Source organism: Aquimarina spongiae (genome assembly GCF_900141785.1).
GTDB lineage: Bacteria > Bacteroidota > Bacteroidia > Flavobacteriales > Flavobacteriaceae > Aquimarina > Aquimarina spongiae.
The window spans coordinates 43,393-62,989 of record NZ_FQYP01000005.1 but is presented as its reverse complement, the minus strand read 5'-3'; the positions used below and the strand labels follow the sequence as shown (position 1 = coordinate 62,989).

Annotated in this window: 18 protein-coding genes; 7 read left to right on the top strand and 11 right to left on the bottom strand. The window is 35.5% G+C overall.

Annotated features, from left to right (window positions below):
• Positions 1-90: 90 nt before the first annotated feature.
• The 7 genes from BUE24_RS12035 to miaA all read left to right on the top strand — a co-directional run bounded on the left by BUE24_RS12035 (position 91) and on the right by miaA (position 8,355).
• On the top strand, positions 91-978 hold the full coding sequence (locus tag BUE24_RS12035) for a 3-hydroxybutyryl-CoA dehydrogenase (RefSeq protein WP_073316278.1): 888 nt from the start codon (positions 91-93) through the stop codon (positions 976-978).
• A gap of 147 nt (positions 979-1,125) precedes the next feature.
• A complete protein-coding gene (locus BUE24_RS12030; protein WP_073316277.1) occupies positions 1,126-2,364 on the top strand; it encodes a DUF1015 domain-containing protein in 1,239 nt (412 codons plus the stop codon).
• A 69-nt stretch (positions 2,365-2,433) separates the two neighbouring features.
• On the top strand, positions 2,434-3,096 hold the full coding sequence (locus tag BUE24_RS12025) for a YggS family pyridoxal phosphate-dependent enzyme (protein ID WP_073316276.1): 663 nt from the start codon (positions 2,434-2,436) through the stop codon (positions 3,094-3,096).
• Between the two features lie 157 nt (positions 3,097-3,253).
• Positions 3,254-4,627 (top strand): exonuclease domain-containing protein, encoded by a 1,374-nt coding sequence (locus BUE24_RS12020; RefSeq protein ID WP_073316275.1) that lies wholly within the window; start codon positions 3,254-3,256, stop codon positions 4,625-4,627.
• On the top strand, positions 4,620-6,584 hold the full coding sequence (locus tag BUE24_RS12015) for a DUF3857 domain-containing protein (RefSeq protein ID WP_073316274.1): 1,965 nt from the start codon (positions 4,620-4,622) through the stop codon (positions 6,582-6,584). The genes BUE24_RS12020 and BUE24_RS12015 overlap by 8 nt, the downstream gene beginning before the upstream one ends.
• Before the next feature lie 107 nt (positions 6,585-6,691).
• Positions 6,692-7,447, top strand: coding sequence for an ion transporter (locus tag BUE24_RS12010; protein ID WP_084549539.1), 756 nt, complete (start codon positions 6,692-6,694; stop codon positions 7,445-7,447).
• Entirely contained in the window at positions 7,444-8,355 is a 912-nt protein-coding gene (miaA, locus tag BUE24_RS12005; RefSeq protein ID WP_073316272.1) for a tRNA (adenosine(37)-N6)-dimethylallyltransferase MiaA, read from the top strand. Before BUE24_RS12010 ends, miaA begins: the two co-directional genes overlap by 4 nt.
• Positions 8,356-8,392: 37 nt before the next feature.
• On the opposite strand, the gene BUE24_RS12000 is transcribed toward miaA, so the two are convergent.
• The 11 genes from BUE24_RS12000 to BUE24_RS11950 form a co-directional block, all read right to left on the bottom strand.
• Entirely contained in the window at positions 8,393-9,106 is a 714-nt protein-coding gene (locus BUE24_RS12000) for a response regulator transcription factor (RefSeq protein WP_073316271.1), read from the bottom strand.
• A 3-nt stretch (positions 9,107-9,109) separates the two neighbouring features.
• Positions 9,110-10,678 (bottom strand): sensor histidine kinase, encoded by a 1,569-nt coding sequence (locus BUE24_RS11995; protein WP_073316270.1) that lies wholly within the window; start codon positions 10,676-10,678, stop codon positions 9,110-9,112.
• Positions 10,679-10,762: 84 nt separating this feature from the next.
• Positions 10,763-11,341, bottom strand: a complete 579-nt coding sequence (coaE, locus tag BUE24_RS11990; protein WP_073316269.1) for a dephospho-CoA kinase — start codon at positions 11,339-11,341, stop codon at positions 10,763-10,765.
• Between the two features lie 2 nt (positions 11,342-11,343).
• Positions 11,344-12,315: a CdaR family protein gene (locus BUE24_RS11985; protein ID WP_073316268.1), complete on the bottom strand. Its 972-nt coding sequence runs from the start codon at positions 12,313-12,315 to the stop codon at positions 11,344-11,346.
• A 6-nt stretch (positions 12,316-12,321) separates the two neighbouring features.
• A complete protein-coding gene (locus BUE24_RS11980; protein WP_073316607.1) occupies positions 12,322-13,326 on the bottom strand; it encodes a glycosyltransferase family 2 protein in 1,005 nt (334 codons plus the stop codon).
• 76 nt (positions 13,327-13,402) lie between these two features.
• Positions 13,403-14,221 carry an enoyl-ACP reductase FabI gene (locus tag BUE24_RS11975; RefSeq protein ID WP_073316267.1) on the bottom strand — a complete coding sequence of 273 codons (819 nt, stop codon included), beginning with the start codon at positions 14,219-14,221 and terminating at the stop codon, positions 13,403-13,405.
• An 82-nt stretch (positions 14,222-14,303) separates the two neighbouring features.
• Positions 14,304-15,959, bottom strand: a complete 1,656-nt coding sequence (gene recN, locus BUE24_RS11970; protein ID WP_073316266.1) for a DNA repair protein RecN — start codon at positions 15,957-15,959, stop codon at positions 14,304-14,306.
• Positions 15,960-16,076: 117 nt separating this feature from the next.
• The gene (porD, locus tag BUE24_RS11965) at positions 16,077-16,964 is read right to left on the bottom strand and encodes a type IX secretion system protein PorD (RefSeq protein WP_073316265.1); all 888 of its coding nucleotides are present in this window, start codon (positions 16,962-16,964) and stop codon (positions 16,077-16,079) included.
• An 80-nt stretch (positions 16,965-17,044) separates the two neighbouring features.
• On the bottom strand, positions 17,045-18,277 hold the full coding sequence (coaBC, locus tag BUE24_RS11960; protein WP_073316264.1) for a bifunctional phosphopantothenoylcysteine decarboxylase/phosphopantothenate--cysteine ligase CoaBC: 1,233 nt from the start codon (positions 18,275-18,277) through the stop codon (positions 17,045-17,047).
• A 4-nt stretch (positions 18,278-18,281) separates the two neighbouring features.
• Entirely contained in the window at positions 18,282-18,614 is a 333-nt protein-coding gene (locus BUE24_RS11955) for a DNA-directed RNA polymerase subunit omega (protein ID WP_073316263.1), read from the bottom strand.
• Between the two features lie 14 nt (positions 18,615-18,628).
• Positions 18,629-19,420 (bottom strand): outer membrane protein assembly factor BamD, encoded by a 792-nt coding sequence (locus tag BUE24_RS11950; RefSeq protein ID WP_073316606.1) that lies wholly within the window; start codon positions 19,418-19,420, stop codon positions 18,629-18,631.
• Positions 19,421-19,597 lie beyond the last annotated feature (177 nt).

Sequence of the window (19,597 nt, the reverse complement as noted above, 5' to 3'; positions counted from 1 at the left end):
ATTCATATGAAACAAGCCATAACAAAGTTTTTGTGCATCGAAAATGATAATTTGGCAAGTTCTATGTGACCATAAAAATAGTATAAACACATGAAAAATATAGCAGTAATTGGTGCAGGAACTATGGGCAACGGTATTGCACATACTTTTGCTCAAAAAGGTTTTAAAGTACAACTTATTGACATCTCACAACAAGCTTTGGATAGAGGTTTGGCAACGATCACCAAAAATTTGGATCGTATGATCGCCAAAGAAAAAATTACTGAAGCTGATAAAGAAGCCACTCTGGCAAACATCTCTACTTACACCAGTATAAAAGAAGGTGTAGAATACGCTGGATTGGTAGTTGAAGCGGCTACTGAAAACGTAGATTTGAAACTTAAGATTTTCAAGGACTTAAGTGATGCTTGTCCTGATGATACTATTTTGGCGACAAATACTTCTTCTATCTCGATTACTCAAATCGCAGCAGTTACTAACCGCCCAGAAATGGTGATTGGGATGCACTTTATGAACCCTGTGCCTATCATGAAATTGGTAGAGATCATCCGAGGATACAACACTTCTGACGAGGTGACACAAACTATCATGGAAGTATCTAAGCAGTTAGGTAAAATCCCTGTAGAAGTAAATGACTACCCTGGATTTGTAGCCAATAGAATCCTGATGCCAATGATCAACGAATCTATCGAAACGTTATACAATGGAGTTGCCGGAGTAACTGAAATAGATACGGTGATGAAATTAGGAATGGCACACCCAATGGGCCCATTACAATTAGCTGATTTTATTGGTCTTGATGTATGCCTTTCTATCCTTAATGTAATGTACGAAGGCTTCAAAAACCCAAAGTATGCACCTTGCCCGTTATTAGTTAATATGGTAATGGCTGGTAAATTAGGTGTAAAAAGCGGAGAAGGATTTTACGATTATTCAGAAAGTAAAAAAGCAGAAAAAGTTGCCAAGCAATTTGCATAACGACTAGCTTTCAAAACACATAAATTATATATTTACAAGTTGGATCTATGCACTAGGTCCAACTTTTTTATTTAATATTGAAAATATGTTTATTATCAAGCATACTTCAATAACCCGAAGAATATTTAAGTTATACGAAATCAAGAAATGGCAAAAATCCACCCGTTTAAAGCAATTCGCCCAACCAGAGACAAAGTAAGCCTGGTAGCCTCAAGATCTTATGAAAGTTATACGGCGTTTGAGCGTGATTCAAGAATGGATTACAACCCCTACTCTTTTCTGCATATTGTGAATCCAGGATATAAGTATCAAAAAGAAATCTCGGGAGAAGAACGCTACAAACTGGTTCGCAATCGCTATCTCGAATTCAAAGAAGATGAAATCTTTGTTCAAGATGAGACACCATGCTACTATGTTTATAAAATTGTAAATCGAGAACAAGAATCTTTTTCTGGCATTGTGGCAGCTGCCAGTACTGCCGATTACGAAAATAATGTCATCAAAATACATGAAGATACGCTTCAACACAGAGAAAACACCTTTAAGGAGTATCTTAAAACAGTAGGATTTAATGCAGAACCTGTACTCCTTACCTATCCTGACAATGATACCATATCCGATGTAATTTCAAAAAAAATTCAGGAAAGAGCAGAATTTGAATTTACAACCACCTACAGAGACACACACTACCTCTGGAAGGTCGAAGATCCTAAATCCATAGAAGTCCTAAAAGATGCTTTTGCTTCTATTGGTACTATTTATATTGCAGATGGTCATCATCGTTCTGCATCTTCTCACCTGCTTGCTCAGGACCTCAAAGTCAACAATTCTGATCATTCTGGAGAAGAGCCTTATAACTTTTTTATGAGTTACTTGATTCCGGAGTCCGACCTTAGGATATACGAGTTCAATCGGTTGATCAAAGATCTTAATGGATTGACCAAAGAAGAGTTTTTGATCAAGTTAGACGAATGGTTTCGTATAGAAAATAGAGGGATTGAAGCCTACAAACCTTCCAAACCGCATCATTTTAGCATGTATCTGGATGGAGAATTCTATTCGCTTTACCTCAGGAAAACAACTTATCAATTCGACAATGCACTAGAAGAATTAGATGCACAAATTTTGTATAAAACCGTTTTGAAACCGATTCTTGGGATCGAAGATTTACGTACTGATACTAGAATTGAATATTCTCACGGTAAAAACGATATTATTCCTGTAAAAAGTAGAATTGATAATCAAGAATTTCAAGTAGGTTTTGTTTTATTCCCTGCCTCGGTTTCGCAGATGAAAAAAATAGCGGACGAAGGGCTAAAAATGCCTCCAAAAAGCACCTATATCGAACCCAAATTGAGAAGCGGTATTACCATCTACGAATTTTGATATCCAACACACTTCTAAGTGCAAGGATGGCACCTTTTACCTCGTCGATTTTAGATATATTTGCAGCCTATGAGCGATATCCAACATAATCTCGAACGAATTCGAACAGAAATCCCGGAAGAAGTCACCCTTGTTGCTGTTTCAAAAACCAAACCCGTCGAAGAATTAATGCAGGCCTATAATGCAGGGCAACGTGTTTTTGGAGAAAATAAAATTCAGGAAATGACCGAAAAATGGGAACAAATGCCAAAAGATATTCAATGGCATATGATCGGTCATGTACAAACGAATAAGGTAAAATATATGGCAGAGTTTGTGGATTTGATTCATGCCGTAGATAGTTTGAAATTACTCAAGGAAATTGACAAACAGGCAAAAAAACATGATAGAATAATCTCATGCCTTATCCAAATCAAAATTGCGGAAGAAGACAGTAAATTTGGTCTTAGTGACGAAGATGCCATTGCTTTGTTAGCCTCTGAAGAAGTAAAATCCTTAACTCATATACAAATTAAAGGATTGATGGGAATGGCAACTTTTACCAATAACGAACAGCAAATAAAATCAGAATTCGGAGGTATCAAACGTCTTTTTGACCAATTACAACCCGAATATCCAAACTTGACAACACTATCTATTGGGATGAGTGCAGATCACGCAATCGCTATTGCTTCTGGTAGTACCATGGTAAGAATTGGAAGTTCAATTTTTGGCGCCAGAAATTACCATTAATATCAAAAGGTATAATAGCAATACCCCCTTTTAATTTTGATCTATCAATAAAAGGGTTAATTTAGTATTTTCAAAACTACATTTAGGTAGTAATACAAAGGAAAACTCAAAGCACAAAAACATCTTAACAGTAAAACAAATGCCTATACAGTAAACTATGTATGCAATTTTAGATATAGAAACAACAGGAGGAAAATATAATGAAGAAGGTATTACTGAAATTGCTATTTACAAATTTGATGGTTTACAGGTTGTTGATCAGTTTATAAGTCTAGTTAATCCAGAACGTCCTATACAACCCTTTGTAGCTAACCTTACTGGTATTAACAATGATATGCTTCGTAATGCGCCTAAGTTTTATGAGGTAGCCAAAAGAATTGTAGAAATTACAGAGGATTGTGTGGTAGTTGCTCATAACGCAAGCTTTGACTACCGAATACTACGAACTGAATTCTCAAGACTAGGGTTTGACTTTGAAAGACATTCTTTATGCACAGTAGAGCTTTCTAAAAAACTGATTCCCGATCAAAAATCATACAGCTTAGGAAAATTAGTACGTGGACTAGGTATTCCCTTATCAGATAGGCATCGTGCAAATGGTGACGCCCTTGCAACGGTAAAGCTTTTTAAGTTACTCCTCACCAAAGATTCTGAAAAAAGCATAATTACAGATACGGTAAGAGCTGACCCTAAGCGTCAGATCGATGATAAATTACTCCGATTAATTGAACAAGCTCCCATTGCTACGGGGGTGTATTATATGCATAATGAAAATGGAGATATCATTTACATTGGCAAAAGCAAGAACATCAAAAAGCGTCTCAACCAACATTTCACTAATGACAATAGAAAGTCCAGACGCATACAAGAAGAAGTAGTATCGGTATCGTATGAAATTACAGGTAGCGAATTACTTGCCTTGCTAAAAGAAAGTGAAGAGATAAAAGTAAACAAGCCAAAATACAACCGAGCTTTACGAAAAACAAAATTTGACCAGGCATTATATCAATTCGTCGACGATGATGGATACATCAATCTAAAAGTAAGCAAAGCCAATGGCCGCGAAAAGAGCATTACCACTTTTACTAATCGACAACAGGCAAAAAGCTATATGCACCGTTGGACAGAAGAATTTAACCTTTGCCAACGATTAATGGGACTGGTTAATGGGAAAGGCAATTGTTTTAATTATACGATAAAACAATGCGAAGGAGCTTGTATTGGTAGTGAGAGCAAGGATGAATATAATGAACGAGTAAAGAAATTAATTCATAAAAACTCGTTTGAAGCTCAAAATATGATCATCATTGATCGGGGTCGAGATGTTGACGAACAAGGAGTTATTTTGGTGGAAGATGGTAAATTTAAAGGATTTGGATACTTCAATTTGAATCATCAAATCAACAATATCGAAATACTACGTACGATCATTACCCCCATGCAGCATAATCGAGATGCGCAACATATTATTCAGAGTTACATTCGCCAGCATAAAAAATTAAAGATTGTCAAATTAAACAGGAATGATTAAACGTTTTCTTCTAATAACCCTCAACTTATTTACTCTATTTCTTAGCGCGCAAAACACCTATAACAGTACTAATCTTGTTGTAAGCGAAGCTGATTTAGAAAACAACAGTTATCCTAAAGACAGTACCGCCAATGCTTTGTATCTCTATGAAAAAGGATATAGTAGAATAGAAAATGGAAACAACTATAATCTATTGACTGACTATGAAGCCAAAATTAAGATATTGAACTCACAAGGATTTGACAAGGCTACTATCAAAATTTTTCTCTACAACAACAAAGGAAGACGGGAAACATACCGAGATTTGGTTGCATATACCTACAACTTAGAAAATGGGAAAGTAGTAAAAACAAAACTGGAAAAAGAGAATGTTTATGAAGAAAAATACGACGAGCATTACTCTATCATCAAATTTACTTTTCCTGATGTTAAACCCGGCTCTGTATTGACTTATAAGTACCAACAAGAATCTCCATTTATATTTAAATTCAATGGATGGGATTTTCAAGATGACATTCCAAAAATTTACAGTGAATACATCACTGATTTACCTGGAAATTATTTATATAATATCAAATTAGTAGGCCCCCTAAAGCTTCATTCAAAGGATGAAAGCCTGATCAAACAATGTCTCGAAGTTGCTTATGGCGGACACTCTGACTGCTCGCGTAATGTATATGTTATGAAAGATATTCCCGCGTTCATTGAGGAAGAATACATGACCGCAAAAGAAAATTATTTTTCGAGAATAGACTTCGAGTTGAGGGAATATAAAGGCTTTGATGGGGTCAATAAAAAGTTCAGCGAAACATGGGAAGATGTAGATAATAAAATAAAAAAGGAAGTTAGTATTGGCGTTCAACTCAAAAAAGTAAATTTAACCAAAAACATACTACCGCTGGAAATCCAATCATTACCTAACAACATTGATAAAGCAAAAGCCATATATCGTTACATTGCAAAACACTATACCTGGAATAAGAAAAACAGAATTTTTACTGATGGGGATATTAAAAAAGTAATCTCTACCAAAGTAGGAAATGTTTCGAGCATCAACATATTATTGCATAATGCACTTAAACAACAAGGATTTGATGTATTACCTGTATTAATGTCTACCAGAGACAATGGTTATGTTACAAAATTATATCCTGTGATTACAGATTTCAACTATCTGATTGTACATTTGTCTTTAGAAAACAATTCCTACCTTTTGGATGCTACAGAAAAGACATTAAACTTTGGTGAGGTCCCATTCAGATGTTTAAATCAATATGGGCGATTACTTGATTTTAAAAATGGTAGCAGTTGGATCAATATTGAGCCAAGACTTCGCTCTTCTCATTACTACAAAGAAGATATAACGTTGAATGACGATTTAATGATAAGAGGTAAAGTAACTCACGCTTTCCAGGGATATCCGGCATACTATAAAAGAAAAAAAATGTATGCAAATACCTCTCAGAATTTAGGAGAAACTATCAAACAACAATATCCAGATCGCATCATTACCAACGCTACTATCAAAAACCAAGAAAACACAGAAAAATCATACCTTGAGGAGTTTCATTATAATTCTCCAACAGAACAAATTGAAAATATCATATATATCAGGCCTTTTTCTGAAGCTTTTTTTAGCGAAAACCCATTCACATTAAATGAAAGAACTTTTCCGGTAGATTTTGGTTTCAAAGATTCATATACTTATTTGGTATCCATAAACATCGACGAAGATCATGAGTTTATTGATACCCCAAAAAATCAAGGATTCGCATTGCCTAATAAATTAGCTACGGTAACTGTTAATTACCAAAACAATGGTAAAAAATTACTGATTAACCATAGAATAAATTTTAACGCTCCTTACTATCCTATCGAATATTACCCAGCTTTGAAAGAAATTTTTAATTTAATAGTAGACATTGAAAGGGATACCGTGATATCAATAAAAAAATAAACTAGTTTTAGTATTTTTAAACAAAACATTTTAGTTTGACAAAAGACACAGATCATAAAACCTGGAAAAACAAATTACATGAGATAATTTATGAGGCAGATACTCCTATGGGTAAGGTATTTGATGTTACCTTATTAATCCTTATTGTATTGAGTATTGTATTCGTAATGCTGGAGAGTGTAAAAGGACTTCCTATTGATATTTATGAATTCCTGTACTACGCCGAATGGGTAATCACTATATTTTTTACTTTTGAATATATCGCTCGGATTATTTCGATCAAGAAACCCACCTCATATATTTTTAGTTTTTATGGTATCATAGATCTTTTATCTACCATTCCATTGTACCTATCCTTTTTCTTTGCAGGATCCAGTGCATTACTTACGGTTCGTGCATTACGACTACTAAGAATATTTAGGATTTTAAAAATCTCCCGATACATTGGAGAATCCAACAAATTAGTAAAAGCGATCAAAGATAGTCGTGCCAAAATATTGGTATTTCTATTCGCCGTTTTGGTATTATGTATCATCATGGGAACGGTTATGTATATCGTAGAGGGTGAAGAAAGTGGTTTCAAAAGCATTCCTATAAGTGTATATTGGTGTATCGTTACGCTTACAACGGTAGGATACGGAGATATTGCACCGGTTACGCCTTTGGGCCAATTTTTGGCAGCTATCATAATGATTATGGGTTATGGTATCATTGCCGTACCAACAGGTATTGTTAGTGCAGAATATACGCACCAAACCAAAAAAGTTCATCTCAACACACAATCCTGCAATAACTGTAACGAAAGTAACCACAGAGATGATGCCAAGTTTTGTCATAAATGCGGTGAAGATCTATTGAAATGAATAAAAATCTGATTGTTGTTATAGGACCTACCGCGATTGGAAAAACCAGTCTTAGTATTGCGCTAGCCAATCATTTGGATTGCGAAATTGTTTCTGCAGATAGCAGGCAGTTTTTTAAGGAAATGCATATTGGCACCGCCGTTCCTTCAAAAGAAGAATTAGCTCAGGCACCTCATCATTTTATACAACACAAAAGTATTACAGAACCCTACAGTGTAGGAGATTTTGAAAAAGAAGCCCTAGACACAATAGATAGGTTATTTCAAAAAAATGATTTTGTCATTCTTGTCGGAGGATCAGGACTGTATGTTGATGCAATCACCAAAGGACTAGATACATTCCCAGAAGTTGACCCCAAAATTCGAAAAGAATTACATATCACTTATGAAACCAAAGGCATAGAACACCTTCAAGCTCAGCTAAAAGTTTTAGATCCCGAGTATTACGCCAAAGTAGATAAACAAAATACTCATAGAGTAATGAGAGCATTAGAGATCTGTATTAGTAGTGGTCAGCCTTATTCTTCTTTTACAACTGCTATCAAAAAAAACAGACCTTTTTCGATTATAAAAATAGGGATTACAGCAGATAGAGAAGTTATTTATGATCGTATCAATCAACGTGTCGATCTCATGGTCGAGCAAGGATTAATTAACGAAGTTAAATCCTTACTCCCACACAAAAATTTGAATGCACTTAATACTGTAGGATACAAAGAACTATTTACCCATTTTGACGGGAAATGGGAATTAGATTTTGCCATTTCGGAAATCAAAAAGAACACCCGCCGTTTCGCCAAAAGACAACTCACCTGGTTTAGAAAGGACCCAGAAATCAAATGGTTCCCGTATACCGGAGATGTTAAGGAAGTAGTGACTTATATAAAAGAAAAAAGCACCATAAAATAATTATGATGCTTTATGAAATAGTACCGTTATATGCTCTCTATACTTCTTCGCCTCTTACGACTAATCTAAACCCTTCTCCATGAATGTTTAATATTTCAACATTCTCATCTTTCTTTAGATACTTTCTTAGTTTAGCGATGTATACGTCCATACTTCTTGATGTGAAGTAGTTATCATCTCTCCAAATCTTAGTTAACGCAAGTTCTCTTGGCATTAAGTCATTAAGATGTAGTGCCAAAAGACGAAGTAATTCATTTTCTTTTGGAGATAATTTTATAGGATCTTCTTCTTTGTAAGTCAAGAATCTTAGTTTTGAATTCAAGTGAAAACCTCCTATTTTGAATTCAAATTGTTTACTATCAGCAACAGACTCTGTACTCTTACGTTGCATAATAGCTTGTATTTTCATTAATAATACCTCACTATCAAAAGGCTTATTCAGGTAATCATCTGCACCTACCTTATATCCTTTTAGCACATCTTCTTTCATTGCTTTTGCCGTCAAGAAGATAATAGGTATCTCTTCATTTTTATCACGGATTTCTTTTGCCAACGTAAACCCGTCTTTATAAGGCATCATAACATCTAAGATACACATGTCATAATCATCCTTTTTGAACTTTTCGAAGCCTTCCATACCATTTTTAGCATGCACAACATCATAATCATTCATTACTAGATAATCCTTTAGAACCGTTCCAAAGTTCGGATCATCCTCTACAAGCAAAATCTTTTTGTTTTCTGTTTCCATATTTTATGATATTAACGGTAATTTAATTATAAATGTAGAGCCTTTTCCCCTTTCACTCTCTACCCATATCTGACCATGATGGTCGTCTATAATTCGTTTCACATATGTTAGTCCTAATCCGTGTCCTTTTACATTATGCAGATCTCCAGTATGTTCTCTAAAGAACTTTTCAAAAATCTTTTTCTGCGCCACTTTGCTCATACCAATTCCATGGTCACGAATTTTAAGAACGATACTATTTTTTACATTCTCAGTATATATATCTATTTTGGGTTCACTTTCTGAATATTTAATTGCATTATCCAGAACGTTTACAACTACATTGGTCATATGACTGTCATTTGCCAAAATAGTTGTTTTTAAAGCTCCTAAATGTGTTTTGATATACCCTTGTCTATTTTCAACAATCAAAGAGACATGTGTCACTGCATCTTCAATAATATCATGTAATTCCTGTCTGTCTTTTTTGATGTTAAGTTCATTTTTCTCTAATTGAGAAATCCTCAAAACATTTTCGACCTGGGCATGCATTCGTTTATTTTCTTCTCTTATCATTGTCATATACCGTTGCAACTTTTCTTTATCTCCCGAAATTTTAGGATTCTTGATAGCATCCAGAGCAAGGTTGATGGTAGCGATAGGAGTTTTTAGCTCATGCGTCATATTATTAATAAAATCGGTCTTAATTTGGGAGATCTGTCGTTGTTGCATCAACTGCGACAGTGCACTCGAATAAGCAATTACAATAATCAGCGTAAAAATGATAGAAAGTATGGCCATTCCTTTTATAGTGGAAAGCACATATTGTTTTTTACCAGTAAAATTAACTAATAACTGATATTCGCTAGCTCCTTGATCATCTGCAAATAGTGCAATAGCGTAAGTTGCAGGGTGATCCAAATTAAAATCTTCAGAACGTACTTTGGTAGCAAGAGAACGGCTGTAAATCGCATATTCAAAACCTACCTTTATATCTCTTTCTTCAAGCTCTTTTTTTAATAAATATTCAATTTCCTTTTTCTTTACCCTTCTATGAATAGGAATAAAACTCGCAATTTCTCCTATTAAAATTTCATAGTCCTTTCTCTGCAGGTCTGTTAACCCTTTTATCCTTCTTTCTAACTTAGACGTTGCACTAAGCTCTGTATTACTACTCTGGGTTTCTTGTAAAGAGTTTTCTACATTTCGGTTTAAAATACTCTTTAAACGAACTGTATCAATATTGAAATTAATGAACGAAGAGAATAATTTTGCATCCTCTTCCAAAATTTCATTAGCATATTCAAAAGGTTTTGTTCTTTTGTCTATACTAAGGTTCAACAGCTGACGAATTGTATTATTATCGGGCTCTTCTATGCTGTGAATGATTTCTCGTAAAGGAAAAAACATTTCTTCAAACTCTCGATATTGTATCCCATTGGATACCGAAATCAGAATTTGCTTTGCATTAAAAGAAAACTGCTCTTCATTATTCTCTACAGTGTTGTTAATCCAATATCCCTGAACAAAAATAATCCCAATCAACGATAAACTCATCAGGATTATCAGCAATACGAATAACCTTTTATTCATAGATCAAAAGTAAGACTTTAACATTTAGCTACTTTAGGGTTTAACCAAATGTTAACAAAATGAAGGATTAGGATTACAAGGTAGTTAGCGAGATATTTTCTGGTGTATCTCATTGACTTGTTGTTCGGTATCTTGCAAATCGATGTTCTGTATAACAAAATCGGCCAAAGGAATTTTTTGATCGTCATCCCACTGGTTTTTTATTCTGGATAAAACCTCATCTCTAGTGGATTGATCTCGGTTCAATACTCTGGAAATTCTCAATTCTAATGGAGCCACGACAAGGATCGTATGATGACACTGTTTATACCCGCCATTTTCGAAAAGGATAGCGGCTTCTTTGATTACATAATTACCGTTTTGGCGGTCTTTCCATTTGTCAAAATGATCAGCTACCGCAGGATGAACGATAGCATTTAATTTCTCGAGCTGAGTCGAATCATTAAAAACAATATTGGCGATAAAAGGTCTGTTTAAGGTATTATTCCGATAAGCCTCCTCACCAAACAAATCTGTAATTTCTTTTTTTACCGCGGGATCCTCATTCATCAGTTTCTTAGCCTCGATATCCGCTATATAAACTGCAACTCCCAAGTCCTCAAACATCTTGGCAATTGTGGATTTACCACTTCCAATACCACCGGTAAGACCAACAACTTTCATACTTAATTACTCTCTTGTTTAAGAACAACAAACTGCACTTGTTTTTCCTGAAGCCGCACATCATGAATCGACTCTGGAATATCCGTCAATTCTAAAGTTAGAAATACACTTTCCTCTGATGCTTTGGCATAATCAGCTACTACTCGAAAATCTCTTTCGGTAATTTCATTGTATTTATCCAGGCCAACTCGATATACAATTGATGTTTCTTTGGGAAAGATTTTAATATTTACCCCTTCAGGCACATTGTTAAGCACAATTGGAATTCTTTGACTTCCCTCTGTAAATTTACTTACCAATACCTCAGCTTTTAATTGAACAGGAGATACCTTGATATTAGTTGGCAAAACCTGAGTGTCGATTTCTAATTCTGAAGCGTAATCTACATTAAGTCCTTCTAAACTTAATGGTATTGTTTGTACCTGTTGCAAAGTATCTATCATAACCGAAGGACCACTGACCATCACCGAATCCGGAGTAATCACCAAACCCTTATCACTCCCATACCCATTTGCATATTGTATATCCTGAAGAATAGCTACAGGAACCTTTTTCTCAAGATTAATATCCAGTTTCAAAGTAAGTGTATCTTTTTGTATGGCCAACACCCGTCCCTTAAAATCTAGTTTACTTTGCAAAATTGAAGACTCTTTATCCACAAAAAACAAAAAATGATCTTCATTTTTGGACACAGCATCTTCGGCATTAAATTCCAGGATAGGTTTTTGCCAATTATGATTGATCAAACGGAAACCATTACCATTCAAGGTCATTCTTAAGGTTTGATCACTGGTTTCATTAAAGATCTTACCCTCAGGCAAGTTGGTATACCGAATACCTACCTCTACTTCCTTTGTATAATTTTTAGAAAATTGAATGAATAACCATAAAAGAGAAGTAAAACCTAAAAAAAACAGAAAAGTTTTTACACTGCTTCTTTTGAATAAAAAAGTCTTCTTTTTTCGGTTTGACATATGCTATTACTTTTCAAAAAACAACTTCTTAAATTGCTTTTGTGGGACCCTATTGAGTAGATGAATATAATAATAAGATTTCAGGAATCCTTTTCCGTATCCATAAAATTGTATCAAAACCGCCAGAATCGCCTTCAATGCAATAGAAAGTTTTTTGTAAGCAACGATAGCTCCAAAAAATATAAACACAAAATACAGTCCTAACAATCCAAGGAAATACCACCATCCAAATAGTGCAGTTACCAAGGAGAACGCAATAAAACACAGAAATAAGGTAGGAAACCAATAGGTAATTTTTGCCGTCTCTGGATGCCATTTATTAAGAATTGGGCGTACTAGTCCAAATTTATTCACCTGCATGTAAAACTTTTTCCAGGAGATTCTTCGTTTATGAAACACCTTTGCATCCGGTATTAAAGCAGTATCATACCCCAAATTCCAAAGTCGTATCGTTAAATCAGGGTCTTCTCCCGGATGAATATTACCAAAACCCTTGGAAGCCTCAAAAGCTTCCTTAGACAACCCCATATTAAAACTACGCGGTTGAAATTTGCCTACTACTTTTTTTCGTCCTCGAATTCCTCCTGTAGTCAGGTAAGAAGTCATACTATAACTTATCGCCTTTTGCAGATCCGTAAAGCTCTGATGAGCGTCGTCTGGTCCTCCAAAACAATGCACAAAGTTCTTTGATAAAAATGCATCCACTTTTTCCAGATAATCCTCTGGCATCAGAACATCGCTATCCAAAATGATAAAGTAATTCCCTTTTGCCTTTCGCATTCCATAGTTACGAGAGTCTCCAGGGCCCGTATTCTCTTTCTGATAATAGCTTATCTTTAACTTATCGCGATATCCTTCTATCACCTGCTCCGCCGTATCCGAAGAACCATCTTCTACAATAACGATTTCATAAGATTTGGAATACTGCATAGCCAACATGCTTTCCAAAAGCTCATCAATCTCATTGGGTCGATTATATACCGGTATAATAAAAGAAAAATCAAATTGCATAAAGCGAGATGTATCAAAGAAAAATCCCATCTACTCTCGGGTAATGGGATTTTACTATTACGTTATTTGTAAGTATTTATTGTTCATCTACAAACTTATCCATCACCATTTGACTAACTCCCATATTTGAGAATCCACCATCGTGATATAAGTTTTGTAGTGTAACTTTTTTGGTTAAATCCGAAAACAAAGTTATCGTATAGTCTGCACACTCGTCTGCTGTTGCATTTCCAAGAGGAGACATTTTATCGGCATATTCAATAAAGCCATCAAAACCTTTTACTCCTTTTCCTGCTGTGGTAGGTGTAGGAGACTGCGAAATCGTATTCACACGTACTTTTTTATCTCTTCCGAAGAAATATCCAAAACTACGCCCTATAGATTCTAAATATGCTTTGTTATCTGCCATATCATTATAATCAGGGAACACACGTTGCGCAGCCATATAGGTTAAAGCTACAATACTCCCCCACTCGTTCATTGCATCTTTCTTGTACAAAGTCTGCATGGTTTTATGGAAAGATAATGCCGATACATCCCATCCTTTTTCACTAAAACTGTAATTCAAATCTGTATAATGACGACCTTTTCGAACATTGACAGACATTCCTATAGAATGCAAAACAAAATCCAACTTCCCGCCTAAAATCTCCATCGATTTTTCTACAAGATTCTCAAGATCTTCAATAGATGTAGCATCTGCAGGTATTACCTGAGCATTTGTTTTCTCTGCAAGGGTATTGATTGCTCCCATTCTCATAGCTACCGGAGCATTAGTTAACACAAAACTCCCTCCTTGTTCAAAAACTTTTTCGGCTGTTTTCCAAGCAATTGAACTCTCATCAAGTGCTCCAAAAATAATTCCTCTTTTGCCTTTTAATAAATTGTGTGACATTAGTTGTAAATTAAAGATCGTTATACAAGCTGTAAAGATAACAAAACAGCCTAAACTGATACTATTTCCGTGTAATTTTAGCTTAATTAAGCAGCAAAGATTTGGCATGCGATAGCGCGGACTCCGAAATACTCTTTCCTCCGATCATTTCAGCAATCTCAGTAATTCGCTCTTCCTGATTTAATAATTTGAGTTGCGTAACCGTTGTATCATTGATATCCTGCTTAAATACCTTGTACTGGCTTTGTCCATTGGCCGCTATCTGAGGCAAATGTGTAATACTAAACACCTGCAAATTCTTGCTCATATTCAACATCAAATCTGCCATCTTGTGTGCAATCTCTCCGGATACTCCAGTGTCTATCTCATCAAAAATGATTGTTGGTAACTGTGCGTACCTAGAAAGAATCGCTTTTATTGCCAGCATTATCCTCGACAACTCTCCTCCTGAAGCTACTTTTTTAAGTTCTCCATAGCTCCCTCCTTTGTTAGCACAAAACAGAAATTCCAGATTTTCTTTCCCGTTAGAGAAGTAAGCATCCTGTAATGTCAAAGATGTTTTAAAACTCGCATTAGGCATACCTAAAGCATTTAGTATTTCTTCTAACTCTTCAATTAACCCTGGCAACGCTTTATTTCTTTTTTCATGAATCTTTTTTGCAACTTCGTCCAATTGATCTTTTATAGTATCAATTTCGGTTTGAAGTGCTTCAATATCTCCTGAAAGGGATTCTGTTTGAGACACTTTTTGCTGAAGTTCTTCCTGTATGATCAACAATTCTTCAACACTTGCTACATTATGCTTTGTCTGAAGGTTATGAAGTAATTGCAATCGCTGGCTTGCTTTCTCCAGCTGTTCTGGATCTGCTTCTAATTTTTCTAATTCGTTAAGCAAAGATTCCTGAACATCATCTAACTCTATATACAAACTCTGAATCCTTTCTGACAAGTCATTCAAAGGACCAGAATATGAAGCTATTTTTGAAAGATTCGCTTTTATGATATTCAACTGATCTCCAACCCCAACTTCTTCAGAAGTTATAATTGCTATCGAACCAGAAAGTCGCTCCTGAATTTCCTCTATATTATTGAGACGATCATGCATTTCTTCTAACTCTTGCAACTCGCCGGGCTTTAATTGAGCTTCATCCAATTCTTTTAACAAAAACGAATTATACTCATATTCTTTGGTAAAACTATCTTTACTGGCCATCAGGAGATCAACTTCTTTTTGTTTTTCTTTCAATAGCTTCAAACCTCTTTGATAGGATTTCACTTCACGATCCACCTGTGCCAGTGCGTCGAGTACTTCAAACTGAAAATCATTGGTGGTCACCTCTAACGTTTGATGTTGACTATGGATATCGATCAACCTAGCTCCCAAACCGGATAGCGCCTGCAAAGTAACCGGAGTATCATTAATAAAAGCTCTGGATTTACCCGAAGGAAGGATTTCTCTTCTAATGATGGTTTCCTCTTCATAATCCAGTTCCTGTTCATCAAAAAATGCTTCGAGATCATATTGTGCAATACTAAAAACTCCTTCAATAACGCATTTTTGAGAATTGTCTTTTACGCTATTTAAATCTGCTCTTTTCCCCAACAACAACCCCAAGGCCCCCAACAATAGGGATTTACCCGCTCCGGTTTCCCCGGTAATAGTAATCAACCCGGCATCAAAGGAAACCTGTAATTGTTCTATTAACGCGAAATTTTTTATGGAAAGAGCTCCAAGCAAAGGATAATTTTTTTAGTCGTTCTAGCTTGTAAATATACTATAGATTTCAGAAGATTGTGCGGGATTATCGATGAAAAAATAAAACTTTTTCACCTGCTTTTCAACAGCTAAAGATTTTTAAAATTTGATATCTTTCCAGTTATCTGCATAGGTTGGAGCTATCTTATTCAAGATCCCTACTGTTTCTGCAATGTTTACAGAAGGTCCTCCAGAAAGTATGCTAGAAATTTCTCCGGCCTTTGAATCAAAAAAGACTCTCATAATAAAGGAATTTGGTCGAACACTATGCAATTTCTCCAGGGATTTCATTGCTTTTAGAATGGTTTGCTTCCCTTGTTTTACATTGTTGTGCATTTGATCCAAACCTTCGCGATGGTAGGTGTACATCGTTTCACGATATCCATCAAAAGTCCCAGACAATAGATCATCATTAAACCTAAATCTTGACTGTAGTCCATCTGCAGGATTCCACCCCAAAGCATTACTACTTTGTGCATTACCTACTATATTTTTGGCTTCTTGATAAAAATCGGTACCACTATTGAGCGCAAAACTATCTGCATCAACCCCTAGAATCATATATAAATAAAAGGATACAACGGAAATGAGATTCGATTCGAAATTATTGGGATTGTAATTTAGAGGCTGAAACTCTAAATAATTAAAATTGAACTGTCGGTCATTTACATTCAAAATAGTTGTACTGTAATTAGAACCATAAACAGGTCTAGAAGCTTGTACTTGTAGCGTTGCTGTAAACGCATCATTATCAAACCCAACTACGGTGATAAAAAAACTACAATCAATTCGCTCCTCGGTACGGTAATCTATATTAGTCCAAACTGTATTATTAATAAACTCAGTTAACGACCGCTCCAAGGTTTTAAACACTTGTAAGTTAGGGTTACCGGTTTGCTCTGCATTTACCACAACCGTTGCATTAAACTCTTGAGCATAAACATTACATCCAAATACAAGAAGTACAATAAGAAAGATTCTGTTCATTTTTTCGAGTTTAAATTTTTGAGTATTCGATTTATATGCATTTGCCCCTCGCCTAAAAAATAACGAATGGCTATACAACGCTATCCGTTGGTAGCCAAATCTGCTACACGCTTCATCTGGTCAATTTCATCAAAAATATCTTTGGCAACCTCAGCTTTCGTTTTTAGTTCAAACGCTTTACTTTCAAATTTATGATTGATCAAGGTTACTTTATTTGTAGCTCCCTTAAAACCTGCCCCTTTATCATTAAGTGAGTTCAAAACAATCAAATCCAGATTTTTCTTGATCAGTTTGTTCTTCGCGTTTTCTTCTTCGTTTTCGGTCTCCAATGCGAATCCAACCAAAAACTGATGCTTCTTCTGTTCGCCCATCCATTTTAAGATGTCTTTGGTGCGCTCTAGTTCTATTGAAAATTCGGAATCTGACTTTTTAATTTTCTGCGAAGCTACTTGTTTAGGTCTATAATCTGCAACTGCCGCCGAAGCTATAGCTATGGTACATCTGTCATACAATGACACAACAGCCTGATACATATCTTCTGCACTTACTACATTAATAACATTGACCAAGCCATGATCTATTTTTAGGGAAGATGGTCCTAAAACTAAATCGACCTGAGCCCCAAGATTGGCAGCAGCTAGCGCTAACTCTATCCCCATTTTACCGCTAGAGTGATTTCCGATAAATCGAACAGGGTCGATGGCTTCGTATGTAGGGCCAGCAGTAATTAGTACTTTCTCTCCCTTTAAAGGTAATTTACTCAATAGGTCTTTTTCTAAAAAATCCACAATATGTTCTGGTTCTGCCATTCTACCTTGTCCTACCAAACCACTTGCCAGCTCTCCTGCCTCTGCAGGGATCATGATATTGCCAAAAGATATCAGCTTATCAAAAGTTTCGTGAGTAGATGGATGCTTATACATATCCAAGTCCATAGCTGGCGCAAAGTATACCGGACATTTTGCCGACAAATAGGTAGCCAATAGTAGATTGTCACTATTCCCACTTGCCATTTTTGAAAGCGTATTAGCCGTTACCGGGGCTACGATCATGAAATCAGCCCACAGCCCTAAGTCCACATGATTATTCCAAACCGCATTCTCGTCTTCTTCATCAAAAAAAGAGGAATGAACCGGATTCTTAGATAATGTAGATAAGGTAAGCGGAGTTACAAAATCCTTGGCCGCTGGTGTCATCACCACTTGCACTTCTGCACCTGCTTTGATAAATAAGCGTACCAAAGAAGCTGTTTTGTAAGCAGCAATACCAGCGGTTATTCCTAATAAAACCTTTTTACCGCTTAAAATTGACATAGACTTATAGTGATTCTGAGTCTGTCTTTGTATTTCTATGGTAGATTCTACCTTCTAACCATTCTTGTACTGCTAACGCATGTGGTTTAGGTAATCTTTCATAGAATTTAGATACTTCAATTTGCTCCTTATTCTCAAAGATTTCTTCTAGACTATCATTGTAAGTAGCAAATTCATCTAACTTTTCTAAAAGCTCTTTTTTAATATCAGTATTAATCTGTGTAGCTCTTTTAGAAATTATAGAAATCGCCTCGTAAATATTATTTGTAGGTTGATCTACTAAGTTTTTATCTATAGTAGTCGTATTTACCGGCGCATTACTTTTTTTCAAATCCATCTTCTACGTGTTTTCTAGTTAATTTGTTCTAATCTCACTTTAATATCTTCAGCAATCTCTTCTGCTTTTTGGGTATACTCTCCTTCTTTATAGTATTTTTTGTAGTTACTATAAAAACCTTGAGCCGTTTCCAGACGCTCTTTTACTAAACTCTCATAACTTCCGATCGCCAAAAGATACTCTGATTCTAATTTATAATACAATACCTTTTCTCTAAAAATCGATCCTGGGTAATCCACAAGATAGTTATCAAATGCAGAAATAGCAACTTTATAGTCTCTTCTATGATGGTATTGCTTTGCTACTTCGTATGCTTTCTTCTCCTTCTTCTCTCTAAGCTCCGCCACCATTGCATTGGCTTCTTTCAAGTTTTCACTCTCCGGATATGCATTAATATACGTTTGAAGCTTTTCTATAGCTTGCGTAGTTTCTTCCTGATCCAAACTAGACCTAGGAGATAAAAAATAATAACTGCGAGCTCCTTTAAAAGCTGCCTCTTCTTTTTTATCACTTCTAGGATATGATTTTGTAAACCTATCGAATTGATAACCCGACAAATAATAATCTTCTAACTGATAATAAGTATCTGCATAATAATACATTATTCTTTCTGCCTGAGGTTTCCCTCGGTATTGAGGAACGATTTGCTCAAAAAGTCGCAGTGCCTTTTTGTATCTCCCTTCTTTATAAAGCTCCTCAGCCATTTTATACTTGGCAGCCACATCATCTTCTCTTACTACCTTTTGGTACTCGCTACAAGAGCCTAAGAATAAAATAAAAATTAATAAATACAGTAATCTTTTCATAGGTAAAAAAACATCTGGCAAAAATAGATATTTCTGCCGTATTACAAAAACTTTAAACAATCAAATCATCACGATGCCCCCTTAGCTCTGCTGGGCTTCATAGATCTTATCAAAAAACAGCTCTCAGATAGCTAATCATCTTACTACGCATACTCAATTTAATAACTATATGCTATC

What these genes read in the sequence shown, in the direction of transcription:
- BUE24_RS12035 (WP_073316278.1), top strand. Translation starts at nt 91, where the DNA reads ATGAAAAATATAGCAGTAATTGGTGCAGGAACTATGGGCAACGGTATT.
- BUE24_RS12030 (WP_073316277.1), top strand. Translation starts at nt 1,126, where the DNA reads ATGGCAAAAATCCACCCGTTTAAAGCAATTCGCCCAACCAGAGACAAA.
- BUE24_RS12025 (WP_073316276.1), top strand. Translation starts at nt 2,434, where the DNA reads ATGAGCGATATCCAACATAATCTCGAACGAATTCGAACAGAAATCCCG.
- BUE24_RS12020 (WP_073316275.1), top strand. Translation starts at nt 3,254, where the DNA reads ATGTATGCAATTTTAGATATAGAAACAACAGGAGGAAAATATAATGAA.
- BUE24_RS12015 (WP_073316274.1), top strand. Translation starts at nt 4,620, where the DNA reads ATGATTAAACGTTTTCTTCTAATAACCCTCAACTTATTTACTCTATTT.
- BUE24_RS12010 (WP_084549539.1), top strand. Translation starts at nt 6,692, where the DNA reads ATGGGTAAGGTATTTGATGTTACCTTATTAATCCTTATTGTATTGAGT.
- miaA (WP_073316272.1), top strand. Translation starts at nt 7,444, where the DNA reads ATGAATAAAAATCTGATTGTTGTTATAGGACCTACCGCGATTGGAAAA.
- BUE24_RS12000 (WP_073316271.1), bottom strand. Translation starts at nt 9,106, where the DNA reads ATGGAAACAGAAAACAAAAAGATTTTGCTTGTAGAGGATGATCCGAAC.
- BUE24_RS11995 (WP_073316270.1), bottom strand. Translation starts at nt 10,678, where the DNA reads ATGAATAAAAGGTTATTCGTATTGCTGATAATCCTGATGAGTTTATCG.
- coaE (WP_073316269.1), bottom strand. Translation starts at nt 11,341, where the DNA reads ATGAAAGTTGTTGGTCTTACCGGTGGTATTGGAAGTGGTAAATCCACA.
- BUE24_RS11985 (WP_073316268.1), bottom strand. Translation starts at nt 12,315, where the DNA reads ATGTCAAACCGAAAAAAGAAGACTTTTTTATTCAAAAGAAGCAGTGTA.
- BUE24_RS11980 (WP_073316607.1), bottom strand. Translation starts at nt 13,326, where the DNA reads ATGCAATTTGATTTTTCTTTTATTATACCGGTATATAATCGACCCAAT.
- BUE24_RS11975 (WP_073316267.1), bottom strand. Translation starts at nt 14,221, where the DNA reads ATGTCACACAATTTATTAAAAGGCAAAAGAGGAATTATTTTTGGAGCA.
- porD (WP_073316265.1), bottom strand. Translation starts at nt 16,964, where the DNA reads ATGAACAGAATCTTTCTTATTGTACTTCTTGTATTTGGATGTAATGTT.
- coaBC (WP_073316264.1), bottom strand. Translation starts at nt 18,277, where the DNA reads ATGTCAATTTTAAGCGGTAAAAAGGTTTTATTAGGAATAACCGCTGGT.
- BUE24_RS11955 (WP_073316263.1), bottom strand. Translation starts at nt 18,614, where the DNA reads ATGGATTTGAAAAAAAGTAATGCGCCGGTAAATACGACTACTATAGAT.
- BUE24_RS11950 (WP_073316606.1), bottom strand. Translation starts at nt 19,420, where the DNA reads ATGAAAAGATTACTGTATTTATTAATTTTTATTTTATTCTTAGGCTCT.